The organism is Bacillus sp. NPDC060175, from assembly GCF_042728695.1.
Lineage (GTDB): Bacteria > Bacillota > Bacilli > Bacillales > Bacillaceae_G > Bacillus_A.
In genome coordinates, this window is sequence record NZ_JBHWYR010000002.1 from 108,259 (window position 1) to 129,826 (window position 21,568).

The 21,568-nt window shown below is 34.3% G+C and carries 11 protein-coding genes; 5 read left to right on the plus strand and 6 right to left on the minus strand.

Annotated elements, in window-relative coordinates:
- Positions 1-25: 25 nt before the first annotated feature.
- Both uvsE and ACFWDE_RS01800 read left to right on the plus strand, forming a co-directional pair.
- Complete coding sequence (gene uvsE / locus ACFWDE_RS01795) at positions 26-979, plus strand: UV DNA damage repair endonuclease UvsE (protein WP_377889620.1); 954 nt, start codon at positions 26-28, stop codon at positions 977-979.
- A 128-nt stretch (positions 980-1,107) separates the two neighbouring features.
- The gene (locus ACFWDE_RS01800; RefSeq protein ID WP_377889622.1) at positions 1,108-3,786 is read left to right on the plus strand and encodes a DUF4084 domain-containing protein; all 2,679 of its coding nucleotides are present in this window, start codon (positions 1,108-1,110) and stop codon (positions 3,784-3,786) included.
- Positions 3,787-3,802: 16 nt separating this feature from the next.
- On the opposite strand, the gene papR is transcribed toward ACFWDE_RS01800, so the two are convergent.
- A complete protein-coding gene (gene papR / locus ACFWDE_RS01805) occupies positions 3,803-3,949 on the minus strand; it encodes a quorum-sensing peptide PapR (RefSeq protein WP_002144697.1) in 147 nt (48 codons plus the stop codon).
- 88 nt (positions 3,950-4,037) lie between these two features.
- A complete protein-coding gene (locus ACFWDE_RS01810; RefSeq protein WP_002016331.1) occupies positions 4,038-4,895 on the minus strand; it encodes a helix-turn-helix domain-containing protein in 858 nt (285 codons plus the stop codon).
- Positions 4,896-5,066: 171 nt separating this feature from the next.
- Here ACFWDE_RS01810 and ACFWDE_RS01815 point away from each other — a divergent pair, with 171 nt between their 5' ends.
- Positions 5,067-6,818: a M4 family metallopeptidase gene (locus ACFWDE_RS01815; protein ID WP_377889625.1), complete on the plus strand. Its 1,752-nt coding sequence runs from the start codon at positions 5,067-5,069 to the stop codon at positions 6,816-6,818.
- 38 nt (positions 6,819-6,856) lie between these two features.
- Here ACFWDE_RS01815 and ACFWDE_RS01820 read toward each other — a convergent pair whose 3' ends face one another.
- Genes ACFWDE_RS01820 through ACFWDE_RS01835 form a run of 4 tightly spaced genes read right to left on the minus strand, consistent with a single transcriptional unit; the run spans position 6,857 to position 10,220 of the window.
- On the minus strand, positions 6,857-7,459 hold the full coding sequence (locus tag ACFWDE_RS01820; RefSeq protein ID WP_131232876.1) for a response regulator transcription factor: 603 nt from the start codon (positions 7,457-7,459) through the stop codon (positions 6,857-6,859).
- The gene (locus tag ACFWDE_RS01825; RefSeq protein ID WP_377889628.1) at positions 7,456-8,586 is read right to left on the minus strand and encodes a sensor histidine kinase; all 1,131 of its coding nucleotides are present in this window, start codon (positions 8,584-8,586) and stop codon (positions 7,456-7,458) included. Before ACFWDE_RS01825 ends, ACFWDE_RS01820 begins: the two co-directional genes overlap by 4 nt.
- On the minus strand, positions 8,587-9,321 hold the full coding sequence (locus ACFWDE_RS01830) for an ABC transporter permease (protein WP_002113090.1): 735 nt from the start codon (positions 9,319-9,321) through the stop codon (positions 8,587-8,589).
- Positions 9,318-10,220, minus strand: coding sequence for an ABC transporter ATP-binding protein (locus ACFWDE_RS01835; RefSeq protein ID WP_377889631.1), 903 nt, complete (start codon positions 10,218-10,220; stop codon positions 9,318-9,320). The genes ACFWDE_RS01830 and ACFWDE_RS01835 overlap by 4 nt, the downstream gene beginning before the upstream one ends.
- A gap of 157 nt (positions 10,221-10,377) precedes the next feature.
- On the opposite strand from ACFWDE_RS01835, the gene map reads away from it, so the two are divergent.
- Complete coding sequence (gene map / locus ACFWDE_RS01840; RefSeq protein WP_377889633.1) at positions 10,378-11,172, plus strand: type I methionyl aminopeptidase; 795 nt, start codon at positions 10,378-10,380, stop codon at positions 11,170-11,172.
- A 776-nt stretch (positions 11,173-11,948) separates the two neighbouring features.
- Positions 11,949-21,044 carry a SpaA isopeptide-forming pilin-related protein gene (locus tag ACFWDE_RS01845; protein WP_377889635.1) on the plus strand — a complete coding sequence of 3,032 codons (9,096 nt, stop codon included), beginning with the start codon at positions 11,949-11,951 and terminating at the stop codon, positions 21,042-21,044.
- Positions 21,045-21,568 lie beyond the last annotated feature (524 nt).

Genomic DNA, 21,568 nt, shown 5'->3' on the forward strand with positions numbered 1-21,568 from the left:
CAAGAGCCAAAGAGGTGCATCACATATGATAATTCGATTTGGATATGTCTCACATGCTATGGCATTGTGGGACTGTTCTCCTGCCAAAACAATGACATTTACAAGTTGGAAAAAACTTAAAAAGCAAGAGCGTGAAGATAAATTATATAATGTTACACTACAAAATCTAGAACATACAATACGCATCCTTCATTACAATATTGCACATGAAATTCCATTATATCGTTTATCATCTTCTATCGTCCCGCTTGCAACACATCCTGAAGTCAAATTTGATTACCTTCAAACATTTGCACCGCTTTGGCGTAAAATAGGGGCATTAATTCAGGAACACAATTTGCGCATAAGTTTCCATCCCAATCAATTTACGCTATTTACAAGCGAAAAGCCACATATTACAACTAATGCGATTACAGATATGACCTATCATTATAACGTATTAGACGCTATAGGAATTGCAGATTCTTCCTACATTAATATTCATGTAGGCGGCGCATATGGAAATAAGGAAAGTGCAATTGGACGTTTTCATGAAAACATAAAAAAACTTCCTTCACACATAAAAAAACAAATGACTCTTGAAAATGACGATAAAACATATACCACTTCTGAAACTTTGGCTATTTGTCAAAAAGAAAAAATCCCTTTCGTGTTCGATTATCATCATCACATAGCGAACCTTTGTGGTGAACCGCTAGAAGAGTTAATTCCTATGATATTTGAAACTTGGTCACATACAAATATCCCACCTAAAGTTCATATTTCTTCTCCTAAATCAGAAAAAGAATTTAGGGCCCACTCAAATTATATTGATTTAGAATTTATCAAACCCTTTTTGCACATTGCAAAAAAAGTTGACCGTAATTTCGATATTATGATTGAAAGCAAACAAAAGGATTTAGCACTTCTCCAATTAATAAGTGAAATCTCTTCAATAAGAGGAATAAAAAGAAAAAATGGCGCAACGTTACAATGGTAATTTGTAACATTGCGCTATTTTTTCAAAAAAAAGTAATTTTTACAGTAAAAAATATCTCCATTTGTATGCTATTATTTAAATTAGCATTTTCCCCCTGTGATTCAACTTTATTGAAACGGAGCCATTATATGATCAATCAAAAAAAATATGTACAATTTGTCATGATGTATATTATTATATTTTCTCTTTGGATATTCTTTATCCCTAAGGACTTGAATATAAAAGAAATTGGAATTCTCTTCTTATTTTGTTTTGCTGCACTCTTTTCTTGTTATTGTTTATATAAAGCAATAAAAAAAATGAAGCGCGGTGATAAACTATTTTGGGTTTTACTACTATGTACTTGCCTATGTGGACTAACTATGGAAATAACTTTATTTCTTCATTCTCTTTCAATTTATGATCAAGTCATATTTTCATATAGAGCACTACCTTTTTTCATCGTACAATATATTTTGCTCTTTTCTGGCTTTGCTATAAAGTTCATAAAACATTACTCCATTAGAGGTCTTGCTCAATTTTCATTCGATAGCATCTTTATTGTTGTTATGAATATTTACTTTACCTTAACCTTTATTTTAGACATTTCAAGCTTTCGTATGTTAACAACAGATACGTGGGTTTTAATTGGATATTTCATTGCACAATCATTAGTAATTTACGCCGTTATTAGCTTATATAGAAGAGAACAGTATTCTTCTAGTAGAATCTCATTAATTGTCGGCTTCACTATCATACTTGTTTACGGATATATACACCTGTTCCAGTTAAGATCAGGAATGGAAACTTCTTCTGAAGTCTCTTATTTAATACATACTGCTTCAATTTTATTAATCGGTTTATCGTCCATACTATACATTTTAGATAAACCAATGCAACATGAAACTAAGACTAAATATTATCGATTCGATTATGTACGCTTTATATTACCTTATTTTAGTATAATCATTACTTTTTCCTTTATTGTCATTCAGCCTTGGGATGATAAGTTCATGTTAATCGGTCTCGTATTATCACTTATCTTATTATTCCTACGACAACTTTACATGTGGAAAGACAATCAAGTATTAATCGATACGTACGAACAGTTGACTACACAACTAGAAGGCAAAGTTGAAGAAGGCGCATCTGCACTATCAAAAAGTGAACAACGTTATAAATCTTTATTCGAAGATCATCCTGATGCTGTTTTTTCTTTAAATATGAACGGGATTTTTCAACAATCTAATAAGGCTTGCGAAAGTTTATTTACAGCCTACTATTGTGAAGTAACGAGCTATTCTCTTCTACACTTCATTGATCCAAAAGATCATAAATTATTGAAGAAATCCTTGCAAATTACAAAAGAAGGTGGACCACAAACTCTAGAAGTTCGTACAAAAGAAAAAGAGGGCTATTATTATTACCTTCACATTACACTCATCCCGACTTTTATAAATAAAGAAGTTGTTGGGATGTTTGGTATAGCACGTGATATTACAACTTTATATGAAAAACAAAAACAAGTAGAACATTTGGCTTTCCATGATGCACTTACAGGACTACCGAATCGCCGGAAATTCGAAAAAGATTTAAAAACGATTTTAAATACAGCTCAAAACAACACTAATGACGTTGCGGTCATGTTCCTCGACTTAGATCGATTTAAAAAAATTAACGATCGACTCGGCCATGATGTTGGGGATCTATTATTAATTGAAGTAGCCAAAAGATTACGTGGATGTTTGCGTTCAAAAGATATCGTTGCCCGCCAAGGCGGAGATGAATTTACGATTCTATTACCAGATATGTACTCTGAAAAAAGTGCTTCTTTTATAGCTGAACAAATTTTAACTATCTTAAATAAGCCTTACTTTATTAAGGATGAAGAACTTTCTGTTACACCGAGTATCGGAATTGCAATGTACCCTGACTACGGAACCGATGTAACCGAATTAATGAAAAATGCAGATATGGCTATGTATCGAGCAAAGGCAAATGGAAAAAACAGATTCGTTTTCTTCTCAAAAGAAATGAGTATTGCTCAAAATGAAATACACTTCCTAGAAGGTGAGCTTTCAAAAGCACTACAACAAAATGAATTTTTCCTTGAATACCAGCCACAAGTAAACACAAAAACAAAACAAATTATCGGTTTTGAGGCGTTAATTCGTTGGAAACACCCAAAACTCGGGATTGTATCACCTGCCCAATTCATCCCTCTAGCAGAGGAGACAGGATTTATTATTGAACTTGGTAATTGGATTTTACGTACAGCCTGCTTAGAAGCAAAAAAATGGCATAACCAAGGATTTTCTCACTTAAAGGTTGGTGTGAATTTATCTGTTGTTCAATTTAATCACGCAGATTTAATATCAACTATTTCAAAAGTCTTGGAAGAAACAGAACTAAAGCCGGAAGCGCTAGATATTGAGATTACGGAAAGTATCGCGATTAATCAAAATCATTCTGTAATTGCTAAACTAGAAGAACTTCAAAATCTCGGTATTCAAATTTCAATTGATGACTTTGGAACTGGTTATAGTTCTTTAGCTTATTTAACGAAATATCCAATCAATACATTAAAAATTGCTCGAGAATTTATTTGTGGAATTACAAATAGCCCTTTAGAAGAAGCAATTATCGCTTCCATTATTACGCTATCAAAAGAATTAAATTTAGAAGTTATTGCGGAAGGTGTAGAAACAGAAGAACAATGGAAGTTTTTACACGAACAAAACTGTGACCACATTCAAGGATTCCTCTTTAGCAAACCTGTTTCTAGTAAAGATGTTTGGATGTTACTCCACAAAAAAACAACCGTCTAAGTAAGACGGTTGTTTTTTAGTACTCAAAAGGTACATCTGAAGCTAATTGTATCTCTTGATCATTATGAGAAATCACTTGATTTTTCTCTAAAGCTGTATCTCCTAGTGAAATACCCCATGCCATTGCTAACGTTAATAGACTACCAATAAGTAGTTTTTTCATATTCCATCACCCACATTTTTTCTTTAAATATATCATGAAAATTTATCCATACCGTATGCAATTATGCATATTTGTTTTTTAGGTCTTTTTATTTCTTCATTTTTTTTATAAGTGATTCTTTTAACGCATGGATTCCTAATATATCGAAAAAGAAGCACGCTTTTTCGTAAGCATCTTCAATTTCTGCTCTATCACACTCTAGCTTTTCTAGGCATTCACCTTTTTGATAGTATAACTGCCCAATCAATGTCATACTATTAATTTGACACGATAGTTCAATGGCTTTATTTACGTGACAAAGCGCTTCTTCGTATTGATTATCTAGGTATAATGCTTTTGCATGATTATGTCTCACCTTCACATCAAACTCTTTATTATCATGCAATGCCTCTAATTGTTTTAATATATTTTCAAATAACTCAATACTCTTCTTAAAATAGCCATTTTCAGCATAAATGTTTGCAATTGCGTTTTCAATATAAAGATTCTGATATACATCTATTCCTACCAATTGTTGATTGAGCAATTTCTTTAATTCTAAAATACAATAATCGTAATCGATTTTTTTCAATATGTAAGCAGCTACATGATATTGCCATTGAAGAAATTGCTCAAGCTCGGGATGATATTCTTCCTTTTTCAGCTCATTCCATACCCTATTATAAATTTCTTTATATTTCTTTTGCTTACAAAGCATAATAATTTGATCTTTTAACTGCTTATTCCTCTCAATATCAGAATAAATGAGTACCTCATAAAAATGAATAATGGGAACTTGTAATTTCGCCGCAATACCTTGCAATATATCCATACTTGGGTATACCGCGCCCGATTCAATTCGGCTCACTTCCGATTGGTGACATATATTATCGGACAACCGTTTTTGTGTTAATCCTCTCATCACCCTAATTTTCTTTATTTCACTTCCTAATTTTTCTGCGTGCATACTTACTCACCATCCCATTATAACAATCTAATTTTTTTAAGTTGTCATACCACTACAATAATGTGAATTCGACAATTTTTGATATGAAATAATGCATAATATATATAAAATTCGGCAAATTTCTCATACAATTCATCTCACATACACAATACAAGATTAGGAGTGTTATAGATGAATTATAGAAAACTTGCTAGTGCTTTCGTTACATTCGGTCTTCTTTGTCCTTTATCAACAGAAGTTATTCACGCTCAAGAATTAGATAAAAATGAAGTGAAAGTTGAAATTGCTCAGCCTGGTTTAACAATCGGAAAATTAACACAACCTCAAAACGATACAAAAGAGAATATTGCTAAAAAGTATTTAAAGGGTGAGGTAAATGGGGCTAAAGCTCAACAAGAGCAAGTTACTACTGAAAAGAATGTCGATTTTCAACCTACAAATAAAGAAACAAAAGAAAATCAAACCGAATTACGCCTTGCACAAACATACAAAAACTATAAAGTATATGGTCAAGATCTCATTGTAAAAGTAGATAAAAATGGAGTAATTACAACTGTTAGTGGTAAAGTTGCCCAAAATTTAGACCAACAACTTAATCTTACTATAACAAATTTTTTGTCGAAAAATGAAGTAAAATCTAAATTACGCAATATACTTCAAATTCCAAGTGATGCGACAGAAACAGAATTTTCTAGCGAAACGGTAGTTTATAAGAAAAAAGATGGGCACTATACATACGCAACGGTCCTTACATTTACTTATGAAAACAATGAACAAGTTATAAACGGAAATGCAATCATGGACTTACAAACTGGTGAAGTACTTTTCCAAGAAAAGTTCATTAAAAATAAAGAGAATAAAACTATTAATCAAGTAACAGCACCTAAACTATCACCAGCGAAAGAACAAGGAACTGGGAAAAATGCGCTACAAGAAAATGTATTATTTAATATCGCAAAAGGTACTGACGGAAAATTTTATTTAGCTGATTTATCCCGTGGAAATGGTATTTATATTTATAACGCAGACTATGCTGACTCCCTTGGTGGCGATAGCCAAGCCGGTTATCCAGGGACACTTATTTCAAGTGACACTTCGAGCTTTGCAGATAAAGAAGCAGCTGGTGTTATGAAAAATATGAGTAATATTTACGACTATTTTAAGAAAGAACATAATCTAAAAAGTTATGATAATAAGGATTCAAAAGTTATTGCTAGCGTCCACGGATTCGATTCTACTGAAGTTAGTGATGGTGTAAAAGAAAACTATGTAAATGCATTTTGGCATCCAGGTTGGAATCAAATGGTCTTTGGTGACGGGCTAAATGGAAAATTAACCTCTGCTCTTGACGTAACAGCCCATGAATTTGGACATGCTGTATTTAGTGGTACGACAAAGAATAAAATTGTGAGATATCCAAGCGCTGAAACATCTGCGTTAAACGAAGGACTAGCAGATTTCTGGGGCACGCAAATCGAATATTATGTAAAGAAAGATAAGGGAAACTGGATTATGGGCGATACACTAGGTGGCCTAACAATCCGTGACATCCCGGGAGAAATTGGTGACGGTGGCAACAAACTATATACAAACTTACAAGATTTCTATAATGACGGAAATGATCAAGAGTCGCACGTAAATTCTGGTATCATTAGTCACGTATTATATCAATTAGCTGAGGGTAAGACATATAACAATGTTGCTGTTCAAAAACAAGGCAATGAAAAGGTAAGTAAAGTTGTTATGCGGGCATTGCAAAACTACGCAACTTCAGCTGAAGATTTTGAATCACTTCAGTCCCACATCGTACAGGCTGCAAAAGATTTATACGGAAATGCCGTATCAAATGAATTTGCAAAAGCATTTGAAGCACATGGTTATAAACCATTACAAAAAGTAAATAGAGTAATAGAAGTACAATAATAAAAAAGAAGTTTACCGATTATAGGTAAACTTCTTTTTTATATCCATCCCTTTTCTTCCGCAATTGTAATTGCCTCAATCCTATTTTTCGCATCGAGCTTCGTTAATACTTCAGAAATATAATTACGCACTGTACCAGGTGAAAGATAAAGTGTTTTCGCAATTTCATTTGCCGTCTTTCCTTCTTTAGCAAGTAACAATACTTCTTTTTCACGATCTGATAACGGATTTTGCTCCTGCCATAAACCAAACATTAAATCTTGAGAAACCTCTCGTTTTCCCTTCATTACATTACGAATTGCTGCGGCTAAATCTTCACTCGGGCTATCTTTTAACAAATATCCGTGCACACCAGCTTTCATCGCCCTTTCAAAATACCCTGGCCTTGCAAATGTTGTTAAAATCATTACTTTGCATAATGATTTTTCTTTCTTTAAAGTTTCAGCAACATCTAATCCACTTTGAATCGGCATTTCAATATCCATAATACTTATATCCGGCTTTAACGATTCAATTAATTTTAACGCCTCTTCCCCGTTCGCAGCTTGCCCAATCACTTCCATATCATCTTCTAAATCAAGTAGGGCTCCTAATGCACCACGAAGCATCCGTTGATCTTCCGCAATAATAATTCGAATCATGCCCTCACCTCATCTTTTCCTGTTCTAATGACAACTGGTACTTTTACTGTTAATAGCGTCCCTGGATGTATCGTATTTAGTTCAACAAATCCATCAATAAGAGCAATTCGCTCTTTCATACCGCGGATACCGTTTCCATCATGATTTTGATCCTCTAAACCGATACCATTGTCTTCTACTGTTAAAATTAATTCACCCTGTGATTCCAATACAGAAACTGTACACCGCGATGCCTTACTATGCTTTACAACGTTCGTAACAGCCTCACGTAAACACATCCCGACAATATTTTGTTCAATTGGTGATAACGAACTTGAACTTGCTTCCTGCTTTATTTCCAATTCAATGTTAGCTGCTTGTAAGATTGCTTTTATTTGCTCAAGCTCTTCTTCTACTGTGATCATGCGCATATCAGAAATTAATTCCCTCAGTTGCTTTAAAGCGGTACGAGATGTTTGTGTAATTTCCTTGGCTTCTATACTTGCACGCTCTGGATTTTTTACGATTAACTTCTCAACAAGCTGGCTTTTTAACGTAATAAGAGATAATGTGTGGCCTAACGTGTCATGAAGATCTCTTGCAATTCGCTGCCGTTCTTCACGTTTTACTAAATCTTTAATTTGCTCGTTTGCTTCATTTAATTGATTCTTTAACATCTTTTTTTGATTAAAATTACGCATTCCAAATGGTGTAAGTAGCATTAAAATAAACATTGGAACTATATTCACTAAACTTGTAGTTGTTAGTTGATTAAAGTTTACAAATATAAAAGCTCCCAGCATTACAATTAACAGGCCCCACAACAATCGAAATACTTTTTTACTTGGCGCAAATCCCATCGCACTTGCCGTAAAAAATCCAAAGAAAATCATAAAAGGATTATAAAATACAGCAAATAAAACGGTTAGTAACATTTGAATACACGCCCACAAAATGAACGTCTCCTGCACAAAATACAGTTGACGGTATGTGACGATGAAAACCATCAACATACCGATCCCTATTGCAAGCTTCCCCCCTGATACTTGTGTTAAATTATAAATTGGAAATAACAGATACACTAACCACATATATGGGAAGAAACCCATCTGTTTCGGAAAAATCTCAATCCTCTTCTTCTCTATCATTTATACCGCTTCCTGTCTTTTTCTTATATATATTGATACTACAACAAATATAAGGAAATAACCTCCTAGTACCGCGATATTTTCCCATCCAATTGATTTTCCAGCTACAATATCCCATGCCCCGCTTCCGAAGTGATATGTTGGTGTCCATTCTCCAATCGTTCTTAATACTTTTGGGAATACTTCAATTGGCATCCATAATCCGCCAACTACAGCTAAGCTCATATTTAAAATATTAGCCAGGCCAGCAGCTGCATCCGCCTTTTTGATTGAACCTATTACTGTTCCGAGTGCTAAAAATGGTGTCACGCCTAATAATAACCATAATCCGGCACCAATCCATTGACCTACTGTTAACTCGACATTATTAATTAATATTCCTGCCATAAAAATAACTAAGATTGAAAAAGCATTCACTACTGTTTGAGCAATAATCTTTGCTGCTAAATATGCTCCCTCTGGAAGTGGTGTAATTTTTAAAAGATGTGTCCATCCTTGCCCTTTTTCCTGAGAAAGTCTCACACCGAAACTAAAAAGTGCAGTCCCTACAATACTGAAAGTCGCCATTGAAATTAAATAATGAGCTTTCCAAGCATCTCCGTTTTGTGGGACTTGAATAACATTTGTGAAAATATAGTAAAACATAACTGGCATTAATAATGAGAAAAAGATAAATAATTTATTACGGAACGTACGTAAAACCTCTATTTTACATTGCATCCATAGTGCTCTCATGCGATTTCCCCCTTCTGATTTGCGACAAACTGTTCAAATGCTTCGTCGAGACTTCCACGTTCAACTGAAATACCTGTTACAGGTAAATTCTTTTGGTAAATTGCTTGTAACGTGGCATCAGTATCCTCCGTTGTTAAAATAATCCGCCCCTCATTTGACTGTACTCCTGTTACATTCGGCAATTCTTTTAGCAAGCCCATAGGGATACTTTCTTTCAAATAAAACGAGATCGTTTTTCGAGAAATCGTCGCTTTCATTTCATCTGGCGTACCATCTGCGATGATCTTTCCGTTCGCAAATAATAAAATCCGATCCGCTAAAGCATCTGCCTCTTCTAAATAGTGCGTCGTTAAAATAATCGTTTTCCCTTCACTTGCTAACTTTCTAATCGTTTCCCAAAATGTTTTTCGAGACGTAATATCCATTCCAACTGTCGGCTCATCTAAAAATAACAACTCTGGATTTCCTGCAAGTGCCAGTGCAAAATTTAACCTTCTCTTTTGGCCACCCGATAATTTCTCACATCTTTGCTTTCGCTCTGATTCTAAATTTGATAACTGAAGTAATGTTTCTTTCGCTACTGGATTCGTATAATAACTACGAAATAACTCGATTGCTTCTTCTACCGTGATACTATCAATCACACTTACTTCTTGTAGCATCGCACCGAGGCTATTACGAACATCTCTGTGCTTCGGACTCTTTCCAAATATAGAGACATTCCCCTCTGTCGGATCTTTTAATCCGAGCATCATTGAAATTGTCGTTGTTTTCCCCGCACCATTTGGACCGAGTAATGCTACTATTTGCCCTTTATTTACATGAAATGAAACGTTATTTACTGCTTTTTTATGTTTAAATGTTTTAGAAACACCATTTACTTCAATAATCTTTTCCATCTCTCCACCCCCGCCGTTTCTTATATTTACATTGTATTCCTTGGAAAAGTTAGGAAACAGTATGATGCGTCATGACATCAATATGACAATTGTCATGTATTCTCTATGAGCAGAATCACCCCGCATACCGCACGCAAGTAGCAGGAGCAAAATAAACATGATACAATCGGATAAGATATCTATTCGAGGAAGGACAGTGGTTTTCATGATTATTCGTAATGAACAAGATTTAGAAGGTTTACGAAAAATCGGCCGCATCGTTGCACTTGCACGCGAAGAAATGAAAAAGCAAGCGAAGCCAGGTATGACAACGAAAGAGCTAGATTTAATTGGTAAAAAGGTATTAGATGAGCACGGTGCTATGTCAGCACCTGAAAAAGAATATAAATTCCCAGGCGTAACTTGCATCAGTGTAAATGAAGAAGTTGCTCACGGCATTCCAGGAGATCGTGTATTAAAAGAAGGCGACTTAGTAAACGTCGACGTATCTGCCGCACTTGATGGTTATTATGCAGATACAGGTATTTCATTTGTACTTGGGCAAGACGAAGAAAAAGAAAAACTTTGCCAAGCAGCTGTTGATGCATTTTGGGCAGCAATGAAAAAAGTTAAAGCTGGTTCAAAACAAAATCAAATTGGTCGTGCGGTTTCAAACTTCGCACATAAAAGTGGATACAATGTTATTCAAAACTTAACTGGCCATGGTATTGGTCTTAGTTTACATGAAGCACCAAACCACATCTTAAGCTATTATGATCCAATGGATAGTGCACTTCTAAAAGACGGTCTTGTTATCGCTGTAGAGCCATTTATCTCTATGAAAGCTGATCATATTATCGAGCGCGGTGATGATGGTTGGACATTCATTACTCCTGACAAAAGCCTTGTTGCACAATGTGAACATACAGTTGTCGTAACACGTGGTGAGCCAATAATTTTAACAGAAATATAATACAAAAAAACGACTGTTTTGTAGATTGATTCTACATAAAACAGTCGTTTTTTCACTTTTGGAAAATATATGAAATATTGTTGAACTCTTTATCATTTAAGTATATAATCTTTAGCGGAGGTTATTTAGGCTTATCTTTACTAAAAAGATATTGTCGCTAAGAAGTAACGTACCTTCTTTTTTATTATTTAAAACAGTTTCAAAAATGACCGTAGTAACGGATTAGTCGAATATTCTGTAATTCTTATATTCCTCTAACAATGTAAGAAACAATCGTATTTCCACTTCGGTCTACTAATCGTAAAACTCTCTTTAGACAAAACAGATGACTGTTTTCAAAGTACATATTTTCTTCATTCTGACCAAAATCAACCCTATCTAGATTTTTATTTCCACATAACCTTAAGGCAAAAACAAGCCTTCACAAAGGGATACATTACTTTGGTTAGCATGTATCGTAAAACTTACCTTTATAACCATTCTTTTTATTTGATTTACATGAAAACTCTCACCTATAAAGGGCTGATATCATTTTTATATCAGTATTTTTTTCGGCATTTTTTGTCGAATTGTGTATATTTCCATATAAATGTGTAAATATACATTTTGTTTTACGTTAAATAACACTACATTGAATATCATCTTTTTTGTCGGAGAGCGCGTATAGAAATGGAGGGGTAGTAAAAACAAATCGCTTATAACAAATACTTTTAATATTCCATTTGTTCATGTGGAATAAGTCCCCAATGGACAAAGGAATGCTCAGAGGAGGAACAATGAAAAAACTTTTCAATATATGTTTAACTGTATTCGTACTATTTTCGCAGCTTGCTAGTTTTCCATACAATCAAGTACGAGCGGAAACCTTAACAGGAGATTCATTATTTGACACTGTTGAAATGAAAGATGCAACTAATCATATTATTGACGAAGCAAAAAATCCTAACAACTTAATAAAGATAGGATCAACTATTCAAGTTGAATACGCTTGGTCAATAAAAGATCAACAAGTTGTACATGCAAACGATACCGCAGTACTTCAAATACCACTTGCATTAAAAGTATCTAAAGATTCGCAAGGGAATTTAGTAGCAGATCAAAAAAATATTGGTCAATATTTTATAACAGCTAAAGATAATAAATTAAAGCTAATATTTAATGATCAAGTAGAAACTTCAAAAGGTGCTAAAGGAAAAATTAAACTTGATACTGTACTTAATCCAACTTTAAAAACTGGAGAAAAATCAGTTCAAATCGCTTTTCCTCTAGGAACAATGCTTCATCCTATTTCAGTTCCTGTTCAAGTAGAAGATTCTAAAGAAGATGTAACCAAACAGGATACTAATAAACAAGCGCAAGATCCAGTAGCTAAACCTGTTACTGATAATCCGGAGAAAAATCCAGCAACTAAACCTGTTACTGACAATCCGGAACAAGATCCAGCAGCTAAACCTGTTACTGACAATCCGGAACAAAATCCAGCAGCTAAACCTGTTACTGACAATCCGGAACAAAATCCAGCAGCTAAACCTGTTACTGACAATCCGGAACAAAATCCAGCAGCTAAGCAAGCCACTGACAACTCAGAACAAAAATTAGCAAGCAACCCTGCTGAGAATACAAATTCAGGTCCAAAGCAAATAACAACAAACATTTTAACGGGTGTAAAGTTAACGGACAAAGACGGAAAACCATTTACAGAGGATAACCGTCCAAGTACAGATTCCCCTGCCAATATTGAGTTTACATGGGAACTTTTAAAATCGATGAATGTCAAAAGTGGAGATTACTATATTTTTGATCTTCCTAAACATTTTAAGATTTACAATACAATTAACAGTCCTTTATACGATAGCGAAAACAACACAATTGGAAACTTTACTGTTACAAAAGAAGGAAAGGTCACAATGACATTCAACGATTATGTTGAAGAACATCCAGATCTTGTTGGTAACCTACAATTAAAGACAGAATTTAATAAAGCTGAAATTAAAGGTACAACAACACAAGAAATTCCTTTCCCAATTAAAGATAAAGATGTTTCTATTACAGTTGACTTTAAGCCTAATGTCCAAACAGCTACGAATAAAAAAGGGTTACCTGATAGGCCAATTAATACAAATGAAATTAATTGGACAGTAGAAATGAATAAAACGAAAGATAAGCTTATAAACGCTGTTTTTAAAGATACTATCCCACAAGGTACAAACTTAAATAAAGATTCTATTAAAGTTTATTATTTAGAAGTTGATGTTAATGGGAACGCAACACGTGGTGCAGAAGCTGATCCAGCAGATTACAAAATCACTTCATCGGATGGTTCAAAATTGGAGATTGCTTTTAAAGATAACATCGATAAAGCATACCAAATCGAATATACCACAAAAATTACTGATGAAAATGTTGAAAATTTCCAAAATAACGTTACGATAACGAGTGATAATCAAAAGCAACAAAACGCAAGCTCTACTGTAACGGTTTCTCGTGGTACACATTTAAACAAAACGAGTAAATATGATCCAAAGACGCAAATGATTGAATGGACAATTACTTACAATGGTGATCAAAGAGATATCAAAAAAACAGATGCAATTTTAAAAGATGTTTTTGACGCTGCACATGTACTAGATGAAAATTCTATTGTCGTGAAAAATGCTTCATATGATGATAAAGGAAAGCTTGTAACAGGAGACGCTGTTACTAATTACACTGTAAGTAAAAAGAAAAATGGATTCGACCTACAGTTTAATGAGGATATTAATAGTGCTTATGTAATTACCTATAAAACAAAGCCAACTGATAACGTCATAACAGATGGAAAAGTAAAAAATACAGTTACAGCTGATAATGGTTCAAGTAAAGAAAATGAAGCCGGCTTCAAGCAGCAAAATATTATTAAATCTAATAATAAAGCTGAAACAAACTATAAAGACAAAACAACAACTTGGACAATTATAGTAAATAATAACAACTATCCATTAAACAACGCGATCATTACGGATACCTTTGATCATGGTGGATTGCAATTAAAAGATAAGAAATTAGAAATTAAAGACGGAGATTATACTCTTCAAGCTGGGACTGACTATGTTTTAGATGTGACGGATAAAGGTTTCAACATTACCCTTATAGGTACATATCAGTCTAATATGACAAAGACATTAGTTGTAAAATATACAACAGACTTTGATTATACAAAATTGGAAAGTGGTAAAACTTCCTTTAAAAATACAGGTAACATATCTTGGATAGATGCAGATTCCAACAAACAATCAAATAAAGATGTAGCTAATTTTGATCCTGATGCTTTCACAAAGGCGAATGGGTATAAATACGGTTCTTATAACGCCCAAACAAAAGAAATCACTTGGATAATAGGCTTTAATTATAATAACGTTGAGATTAAAGATCCTTATGTTATAGACGTAATACAAGATAAACAAAAGTTAGTACCAGGATCCATCGAAGTGCGCGATATGATTTTAAATGGAAGTCCGGATAACGCAAAACCTGGTAATGCTGTACCGACTGAGCAATATGAACTTGAAGAGCCTACAGATAAAAATAAAAACACCCTAAAGGTTCATTTCAAACAATCAATTAATTCACCTTATTATATTATCTTTAAAACAAGTCTTGATGGTGAGCTTATCCAAGGTACCTACAAAAATGAGGCAGAGTTAAAAGATGGCTCTAAAATTGTTAACACCCTTAAAGGTGATGCTCAAGTAAATAAAGGTGGTAGCTTTGTTACAAAAAAAGCTATACAAGATGACAACTATATTAATTGGAGTATTGCAATTAACGAAAGCCAATCAACCATTGTAGACGCAGTTGTAACAGACGATCCAACAGACAATCAGGTACTTGTGGAAGATTCATTCCACTTATATCCTACAACTGTCGATCCATATGGAAATTTAACAAAAGATACAGTAAATGAATTAAAACAAGGAACAGACTATAAGTTAAAGATCACAACAGACAATAATACCGGAAAGCAACATTTCGAAATTGCCTTCTTGAAAAAAATTGATCGAGCTTATATTTTAGAATATCGTTCACTTATTAATGCAGACGATAAAGAAAAAGTAAGTAATAAAGCGAAAATCGCAGGCAATAAGTTAACAGTAACAAATACAGAAACTACCGAAACGATTGAAGTACGAATGTCTTCTGGTTCGGGCGGAGGATCTGCTACCAAAGGTCGTGGAAACCTTGAAATTATAAAGGTAGATAATGACAATAAGAACGCACCATTGGCTGGGGCAGAATTTACTTTATACGATCGTACAGGGAAAACTGTTATCCGTAAAATCACAACAGACAAAGACGGGATTGCTAAATTTAATAACTTAAAACGCGATAAATATTTATTAAAAGAAACGAAGGCCCCAGCAGGCTATGTAATTAGCTGGGATTTAAAGCAAGGCAGACTTGTTGAACTTGGTTCACAAGAAACGACAACATACAAACTTAGCAATAAGAAATTCGTTGGTAAAGCTGTGCTTACAAAGGTTGATGACCTGAACAATAACGAAACACTTAAAGGTGCAGTTTTCGCCTTACTAGATAGAAATAACAAAGTAATTCCTGGCTACGAAAAATTAACAACTAATGAAAATGGACAAATTACTGTAGATCCATTGAAACCTGGAACTTATCAATTAAAAGAAATCGAAGCTCCAGTTCATTATGATCTAAATAGCCAACCAATCTGGTTTACTGTCTCAGAAGATCAAACAACAGTAATTAATGTAACTGCTAAAAATAGTCTGAAGAAGGGTTCAGTCATCTTAACGAAATTTGATGAGAACAAGAAACTTCTTGAAGGTGCCATTTTTAGCTTACAAGACGAAAAAGGTAAAGTAATCCCTGGCTATGAACAATTAACAACAAATAAAGATGGATATATTGAAGTAAAAGACTTACGTCCTGGCAAATATCAATTTGTTGAGACACAAGCTCCTCTTCATTACGTTACAGACCCGACACCTATTAAGTTTGAAATTGAAAAAGGACAAACAAAGGCGGTCTCTGTCAAAGCAGAAAATAACCTAATTAAAGGTGGCGTCACTTTAACGAAAGTTGACGACGTTGAAGAAAATGTAACTCTTGAAGGTGCGGTATTTAAAATCGTCAATGAAAAAGGCGATACAATTCAACAAAACTTAAAAACAGGATCAGATGGAAAGTTAATCGTTAAAAACTTAGAGCCTGGTAAATATAAATTTATCGAAACAGAAGCTCCTAAGTACTATGAATTAAATAAAGAACCGATTGATTTCACTATTGAAAAAAGTCAAACCTCCTTCGTTTCTGTTACTGCAAAGAACAGTTTAACGAAAGGTGACGCTGAATTAGTAAAAGTTGATAACGTTGATAAGAAAGAATCTCTAGAAGGTGCAGTCTTCAAGGTTATTGACGAACACGGAAAAGATGTTCGTACTGACTTAACTACAGATGCTGAAGGGAAAATTAAGGTTTCTGATTTACGTCCTGGCAAATATCAATTTGTTGAAACACAGGCTCCTGAGCATTATGAACTAAGCACAGAACCTATCAACTTCACAATTGAGAAGGGTCAAAAAGAAATCATCACTGTTACAGCAGAAAATCGTTTAGTACCGGGTAATGTTGAACTATTAAAAGTGGATGATGTGGATGGGAATGCTCTTGAAGGAGCAGTCTTCAAGATCGTTGACGCAAATGGAAAAGATGTTCATACGAACCTTATTACTAACAAAGAAGGGAAAATAGCTGTTTCTGGACTACGTCCTAGTAAATATCAGTTCATCGAAACAAAAGCTCCTGAAAACTATGATTTAAACAAGAAACCGATTGATTTCACTATCGAGAAAAGTCAAACTGCTACAAAATCTATTACAGCTACAAACAGCTTAACTAAAGGCGGTATTGAATTAACGAAAGTAGATTCTTTAAACGATAAAGAAAAACTTGAAGATGCCGTATTTAAAATCGTTAACGACAAAGATGAAGACGTTCATATAAACCTTACTACTGATAAAGAGGGAAAATTAGTAGTAAAAGATTTACGTCCTGGCAAATACAAAATTGTCGAAACAAAAGCCCCTATTTATTACGATGTAAATGTAGAACCTATTGAATTTACAATCGAAAAAGGACAACAAAAGCTAATTCCACTTACATTTAAAAATAGTTTGACGAAAGGGAAAGTTAAACTAATTAAAGAAGATGATGTGGAAAGCAGTATCGCTCTTGCTGGCGCGGTATTCACATTACAGGACGCAACTGGCAACGAAATTATGAAAGATTTAAAAACAGATGATTATGGGGTACTAGTTATTCCTGAGTTAGCACCAGGTGATTACCAATTTATTGAAACAGAAGCTCCTGAACATTATAAGTTAGACAAAAAACCTATTAAGTTCACGATTAAAAAAGGTAGCAAGGAAGATCTTCCTATCCCTGTTACTGTAAAAAATAGTTTACTTACAGGTGGCGTTACTTTAACTAAAGTTGATGACGTTGATGGCACTACTCTTGAAGGTGCAGAATTTATAATTGTTGACGCTCATGACACTAAAAAGGTAATTCGCAAAGGCTTAACGACTGATAAGCACGGTATAGTTACCGCTTCTGATTTACGTCCGGGAGATTATCAATTTATTGAAGTAAAAGCTCCAAAAGACTATGACTTAAGCAAAGACCCTATTCCGTTCACTATCGGAAAAAGTCAAAAAGAAAACATTGCCGTTACTGCTAAAAACAGCTTAACGAAAGGTGCTGTCACTTTAACAAAAATTGATGACATCGATCGTACAATGCTGAAAGATGCAACCTTTAAAATTGTTGATATGAATGGTGAAGAAGTTCGTACAAACCTTATTACAGACGACAAAGGCGAAATTTCCGTTTCTGACTTACGCCCTGGAGACTATCAATTTATTGAAACTCAGGCTCCTGAGCATTATGTGTTAGATGGAACACCGATTCCATTTACAATTAAAAAGAGTCAAACAGAAACTATCACCGTTACAAGTAAAAACGCTTTGAAAAAAGGTAACGTTGAATTAACAAAAATTGATGATATAGATACAAATACAACACTTGCTAACGCTGTATTTAATTTATTAGATGCAGACGGAGAACTAGTTGAAGAAGGCTTAAAAACAAATGTTGAAGGAAAAATTGTTGTTGAAAATCTACGTCCTGGTACGTATCAATTCGTTGAGAAAACAGCTCCTGAACATTACGATTTAGATAAAAAGCCTATCGTATTTACAATTAAGAAAAGCCAAACAGAAACACTTCTCGTTACGGCTACAAATGCTTTAACAAAAGGTGCTGTGGAACTTTCTAAAGTAGATGATATTGATGGCACTACTCTTGAAGGTGCGGTATTTAAAATCGTTAATATGAATGGTGATGTAATTCATACAGACCTTGTTACAAATGAACAAGGGAAAATCGAAGTTAAAGACCTACGTCCTGGTGATTACCAATTCATCGAAACGAAAGCTCCAAAGCATTACGTTTTAGATGAAACACCTATCAGTTTCACTATCGAAAAAGGACAGAAGAAAGCCATTTCTTTAACTGCTGAAAATAGCTTACAACAAGGTAGTATCGAACTACTTAAAGTTGATGATCTAAACGATCAAACAAAACTAGCTGATGCTGTATTTAATTTATTAGATCAAAATGGCAAAGTACTTAAAACAGATTTAAAAACAAACAGTGAAGGAAAAATCGTTGTTGAAAACTTACGTCCTGGTACGTATCAATTTGTCGAAACAACGGCTCCTGAACACTATAAATTAAATGATACACCAATTAAATTTACAGTTAAGAAAAGCCAAAAAGAACAGCTTCAAGTTACTGCTACTAACAGCTTAAATGAAGGTGCTGCAGAATTAATTAAAGTGGATGATGTAAACCCAGATACAAAACTTTCTGGTGCTGTATTTAACATCGTTGATGCGAATGGTAAAATTGTTCGCAACGATTTAACTACTGACCAAGAAGGAAAAATTTCTGTTTCTAATTTACGCCCAGGAGACTATCAGTTTATTGAAACGAAAGCTCCGAAAGATTACGATTTAAATAAAGCACCTATCCATTTCACTATCGAGAAAAGCCAACCAACTCACGTTTCTGTTACCGCTAAGAATGGCCTAACAAAAGGCGGCGTGGAATTAACTAAAGTTGACTCTGTAGATACGAAAGAAATACTTGAAGGTGCAGTATTTAAAATTACTGATATGAACGGTAACGACATTCGTACGAATTTAGTTACAAATAAAGACGGCAAAATCATTGCTAAAGACTTACAACCAGGAGATTATCAATTCATTGAAACCAAAGCTCCTAAACATTATGACTTAAATGAAGAACCAATTAAGTTCACAATTGAAAGAAGTCAAACAAAGCACGTCTTCGTTACAGCTACTAACAGCTTAACGAAAGGTAGTGTGGAGTTAATTAAAGTGGATGATGTTGAAAAAAATACAACCCTTGAGGGTGCAGTATTTAAAATTGTTAATAAAGATGGACACGACGTCCGTACCGATTTGACTACTGATAAAAACGGCCGTTTAGTCATTGATAACTTACCACCAGGAGACTATGAGTTTATCGAAACAAAAGCTCCTGAACACTATGACTTAAACGAAACACCTATTAAGTTTACAGTTAAAAAGAGTCAAGAAAAAATCGCTTCTGTTACTGCTACTAACAGCTTAACAAAAGGTGCTGTCGAACTTTCTAAAGTAGATGACGTCGATGGTACTGCTCTTAAAGGCGCAGTATTTAAAATCGTTGATGACAAAAACAATGATGTGCGTACTAACTTAACTACCGATAATAACGGTAAAATTATTGTTTCTGATTTACGTCCGGGAGACTATCAATTTATTGAAACCAAAGCTCCGAAACATTACGACTTAAATCAAAACCCTATCAAGTTTACTGTTGAAAAGAGTCAAACTGCGAAAGCTTCCGTTACCGCTACTAACAGCTTAACGAAGGGTCCAGTTGAATTAACTAAGCTTGACGATATTGACGGATCTACTCTTGAAGGAGCTATCTTTAAAATCGTTGATCAAAGCGGCAATGATGTTCGCACCGATTTAACTACTGATAAAGATGGGAAAATTAGCGTGACTGATTTACGTCCAGGAGACTATCAATTCGTTGAAACGAAAGCTCCTACTGGCTATAATTTAAATGCTAAGCCAATTCCCTTCACAATTACGAAGGGACAATCTCAAATTACCCCTGTTACAGCTTTAAATAGTTTAACAAAGGGCTCAATTGAGTTAACTAAAGTTGATATTGATCACCGCGGAACACTTGAAGGTGCCATTTTCAATATCTTAGACCGAGATGGGAAAATAATTCGAGAAGGTCTAAAAACAGACCAACACGGTAAATTAATCGTAAATGATTTGAAACCTGGTAATTATCAATTAGTGGAAACAAAGGCTCCTGAAGGCTATCAATTAGATGCTTCACCAATAAACTTTACAATTGAAAAAGCTCAAGCTGCACCACTACAAATTACAGTTTCAAATAAGAAGATCGAATCTTCACCAGGTGGAGATGATAAACCAATTACTCCTCCAAATAAAGAGGAGAAACCAGGAAAAGAAACTTCCGAAGAACTAGAAAAAGGAAATCCTGAGACTCATGGAAAAGAAACTTCCAAGGAACTAGAAAAAGGAAATCCTGAAACACAGACAAACAAACAGCAAGATGATCGAAATATAGATAAAAAACTTCCAAATACGGGTCATAAAGAAGATCATACACAAGCAGCAGGTATCGTTCTTCTACTGGCTGGATTGTTAAGTATTTTAGCTACAAAACGTAAAAAACATTATAAATAATATGTTTTACAGCCAATCAATTAATAAATTGATTGGCTGTTTTTTTGCACAAAAAAGACGATACATAAAGTATCGTCTTTTTAACGGGGTGAGGCTGTCCAAAAGTACGGAAAACTCTTGAACAGCCTCGTATTTTCATATGGATGCCTTACATATATCACTGATGGCAATTATGAAATGCGGAAACATAGTTACCATCACATGATTCAAACAAAAGAAAAGAAACCCTATAACGGATCCCTTTTCCCTACATAATCTAAAGTTTGGGTACACTAGATTCATGCAATGTAGGAGCCTTCAGAACAGAAAGCGAACCTTCATTTAAAATGATAGCATACATATCTCCGCTGAAAATATGCAAATGTGCATATAGCGTTTTTTTATTTCTCAACATACAATTATTTAAAATTCATACATATAAAGGTAAAATAAAACGAAACTTTAATCAGTGAGGTTTTTGTTCATCCCTCACTGATTATTAGCCCACAATAGTGCTGCTCAAAAATAGCCGTATAAAGTCGTTA

What these genes read in the sequence shown, in the direction of transcription:
- ACFWDE_RS01810 (WP_002016331.1), bottom strand. Translation starts at nt 4,895, where the DNA reads ATGCACGCAGAAAAATTAGGAAGTGAAATAAAGAAAATTAGGGTGATG.
- ACFWDE_RS01845 (WP_377889635.1), top strand. Translation starts at nt 11,949, where the DNA reads ATGAAAAAACTTTTCAATATATGTTTAACTGTATTCGTACTATTTTCG.
- uvsE (WP_377889620.1), top strand. Translation starts at nt 26, where the DNA reads ATGATAATTCGATTTGGATATGTCTCACATGCTATGGCATTGTGGGAC.
- ACFWDE_RS01830 (WP_002113090.1), bottom strand. Translation starts at nt 9,321, where the DNA reads ATGAGAGCACTATGGATGCAATGTAAAATAGAGGTTTTACGTACGTTC.
- ACFWDE_RS01800 (WP_377889622.1), top strand. Translation starts at nt 1,108, where the DNA reads ATGATCAATCAAAAAAAATATGTACAATTTGTCATGATGTATATTATT.
- papR (WP_002144697.1), bottom strand. Translation starts at nt 3,949, where the DNA reads ATGAAAAAACTACTTATTGGTAGTCTATTAACGTTAGCAATGGCATGG.
- map (WP_377889633.1), top strand. Translation starts at nt 10,378, where the DNA reads ATGATACAATCGGATAAGATATCTATTCGAGGAAGGACAGTGGTTTTC.
- ACFWDE_RS01835 (WP_377889631.1), bottom strand. Translation starts at nt 10,220, where the DNA reads ATGGAAAAGATTATTGAAGTAAATGGTGTTTCTAAAACATTTAAACAT.
- ACFWDE_RS01815 (WP_377889625.1), top strand. Translation starts at nt 5,067, where the DNA reads ATGAATTATAGAAAACTTGCTAGTGCTTTCGTTACATTCGGTCTTCTT.
- ACFWDE_RS01820 (WP_131232876.1), bottom strand. Translation starts at nt 7,459, where the DNA reads ATGATTCGAATTATTATTGCGGAAGATCAACGGATGCTTCGTGGTGCA.
- ACFWDE_RS01825 (WP_377889628.1), bottom strand. Translation starts at nt 8,586, where the DNA reads ATGATAGAGAAGAAGAGGATTGAGATTTTTCCGAAACAGATGGGTTTC.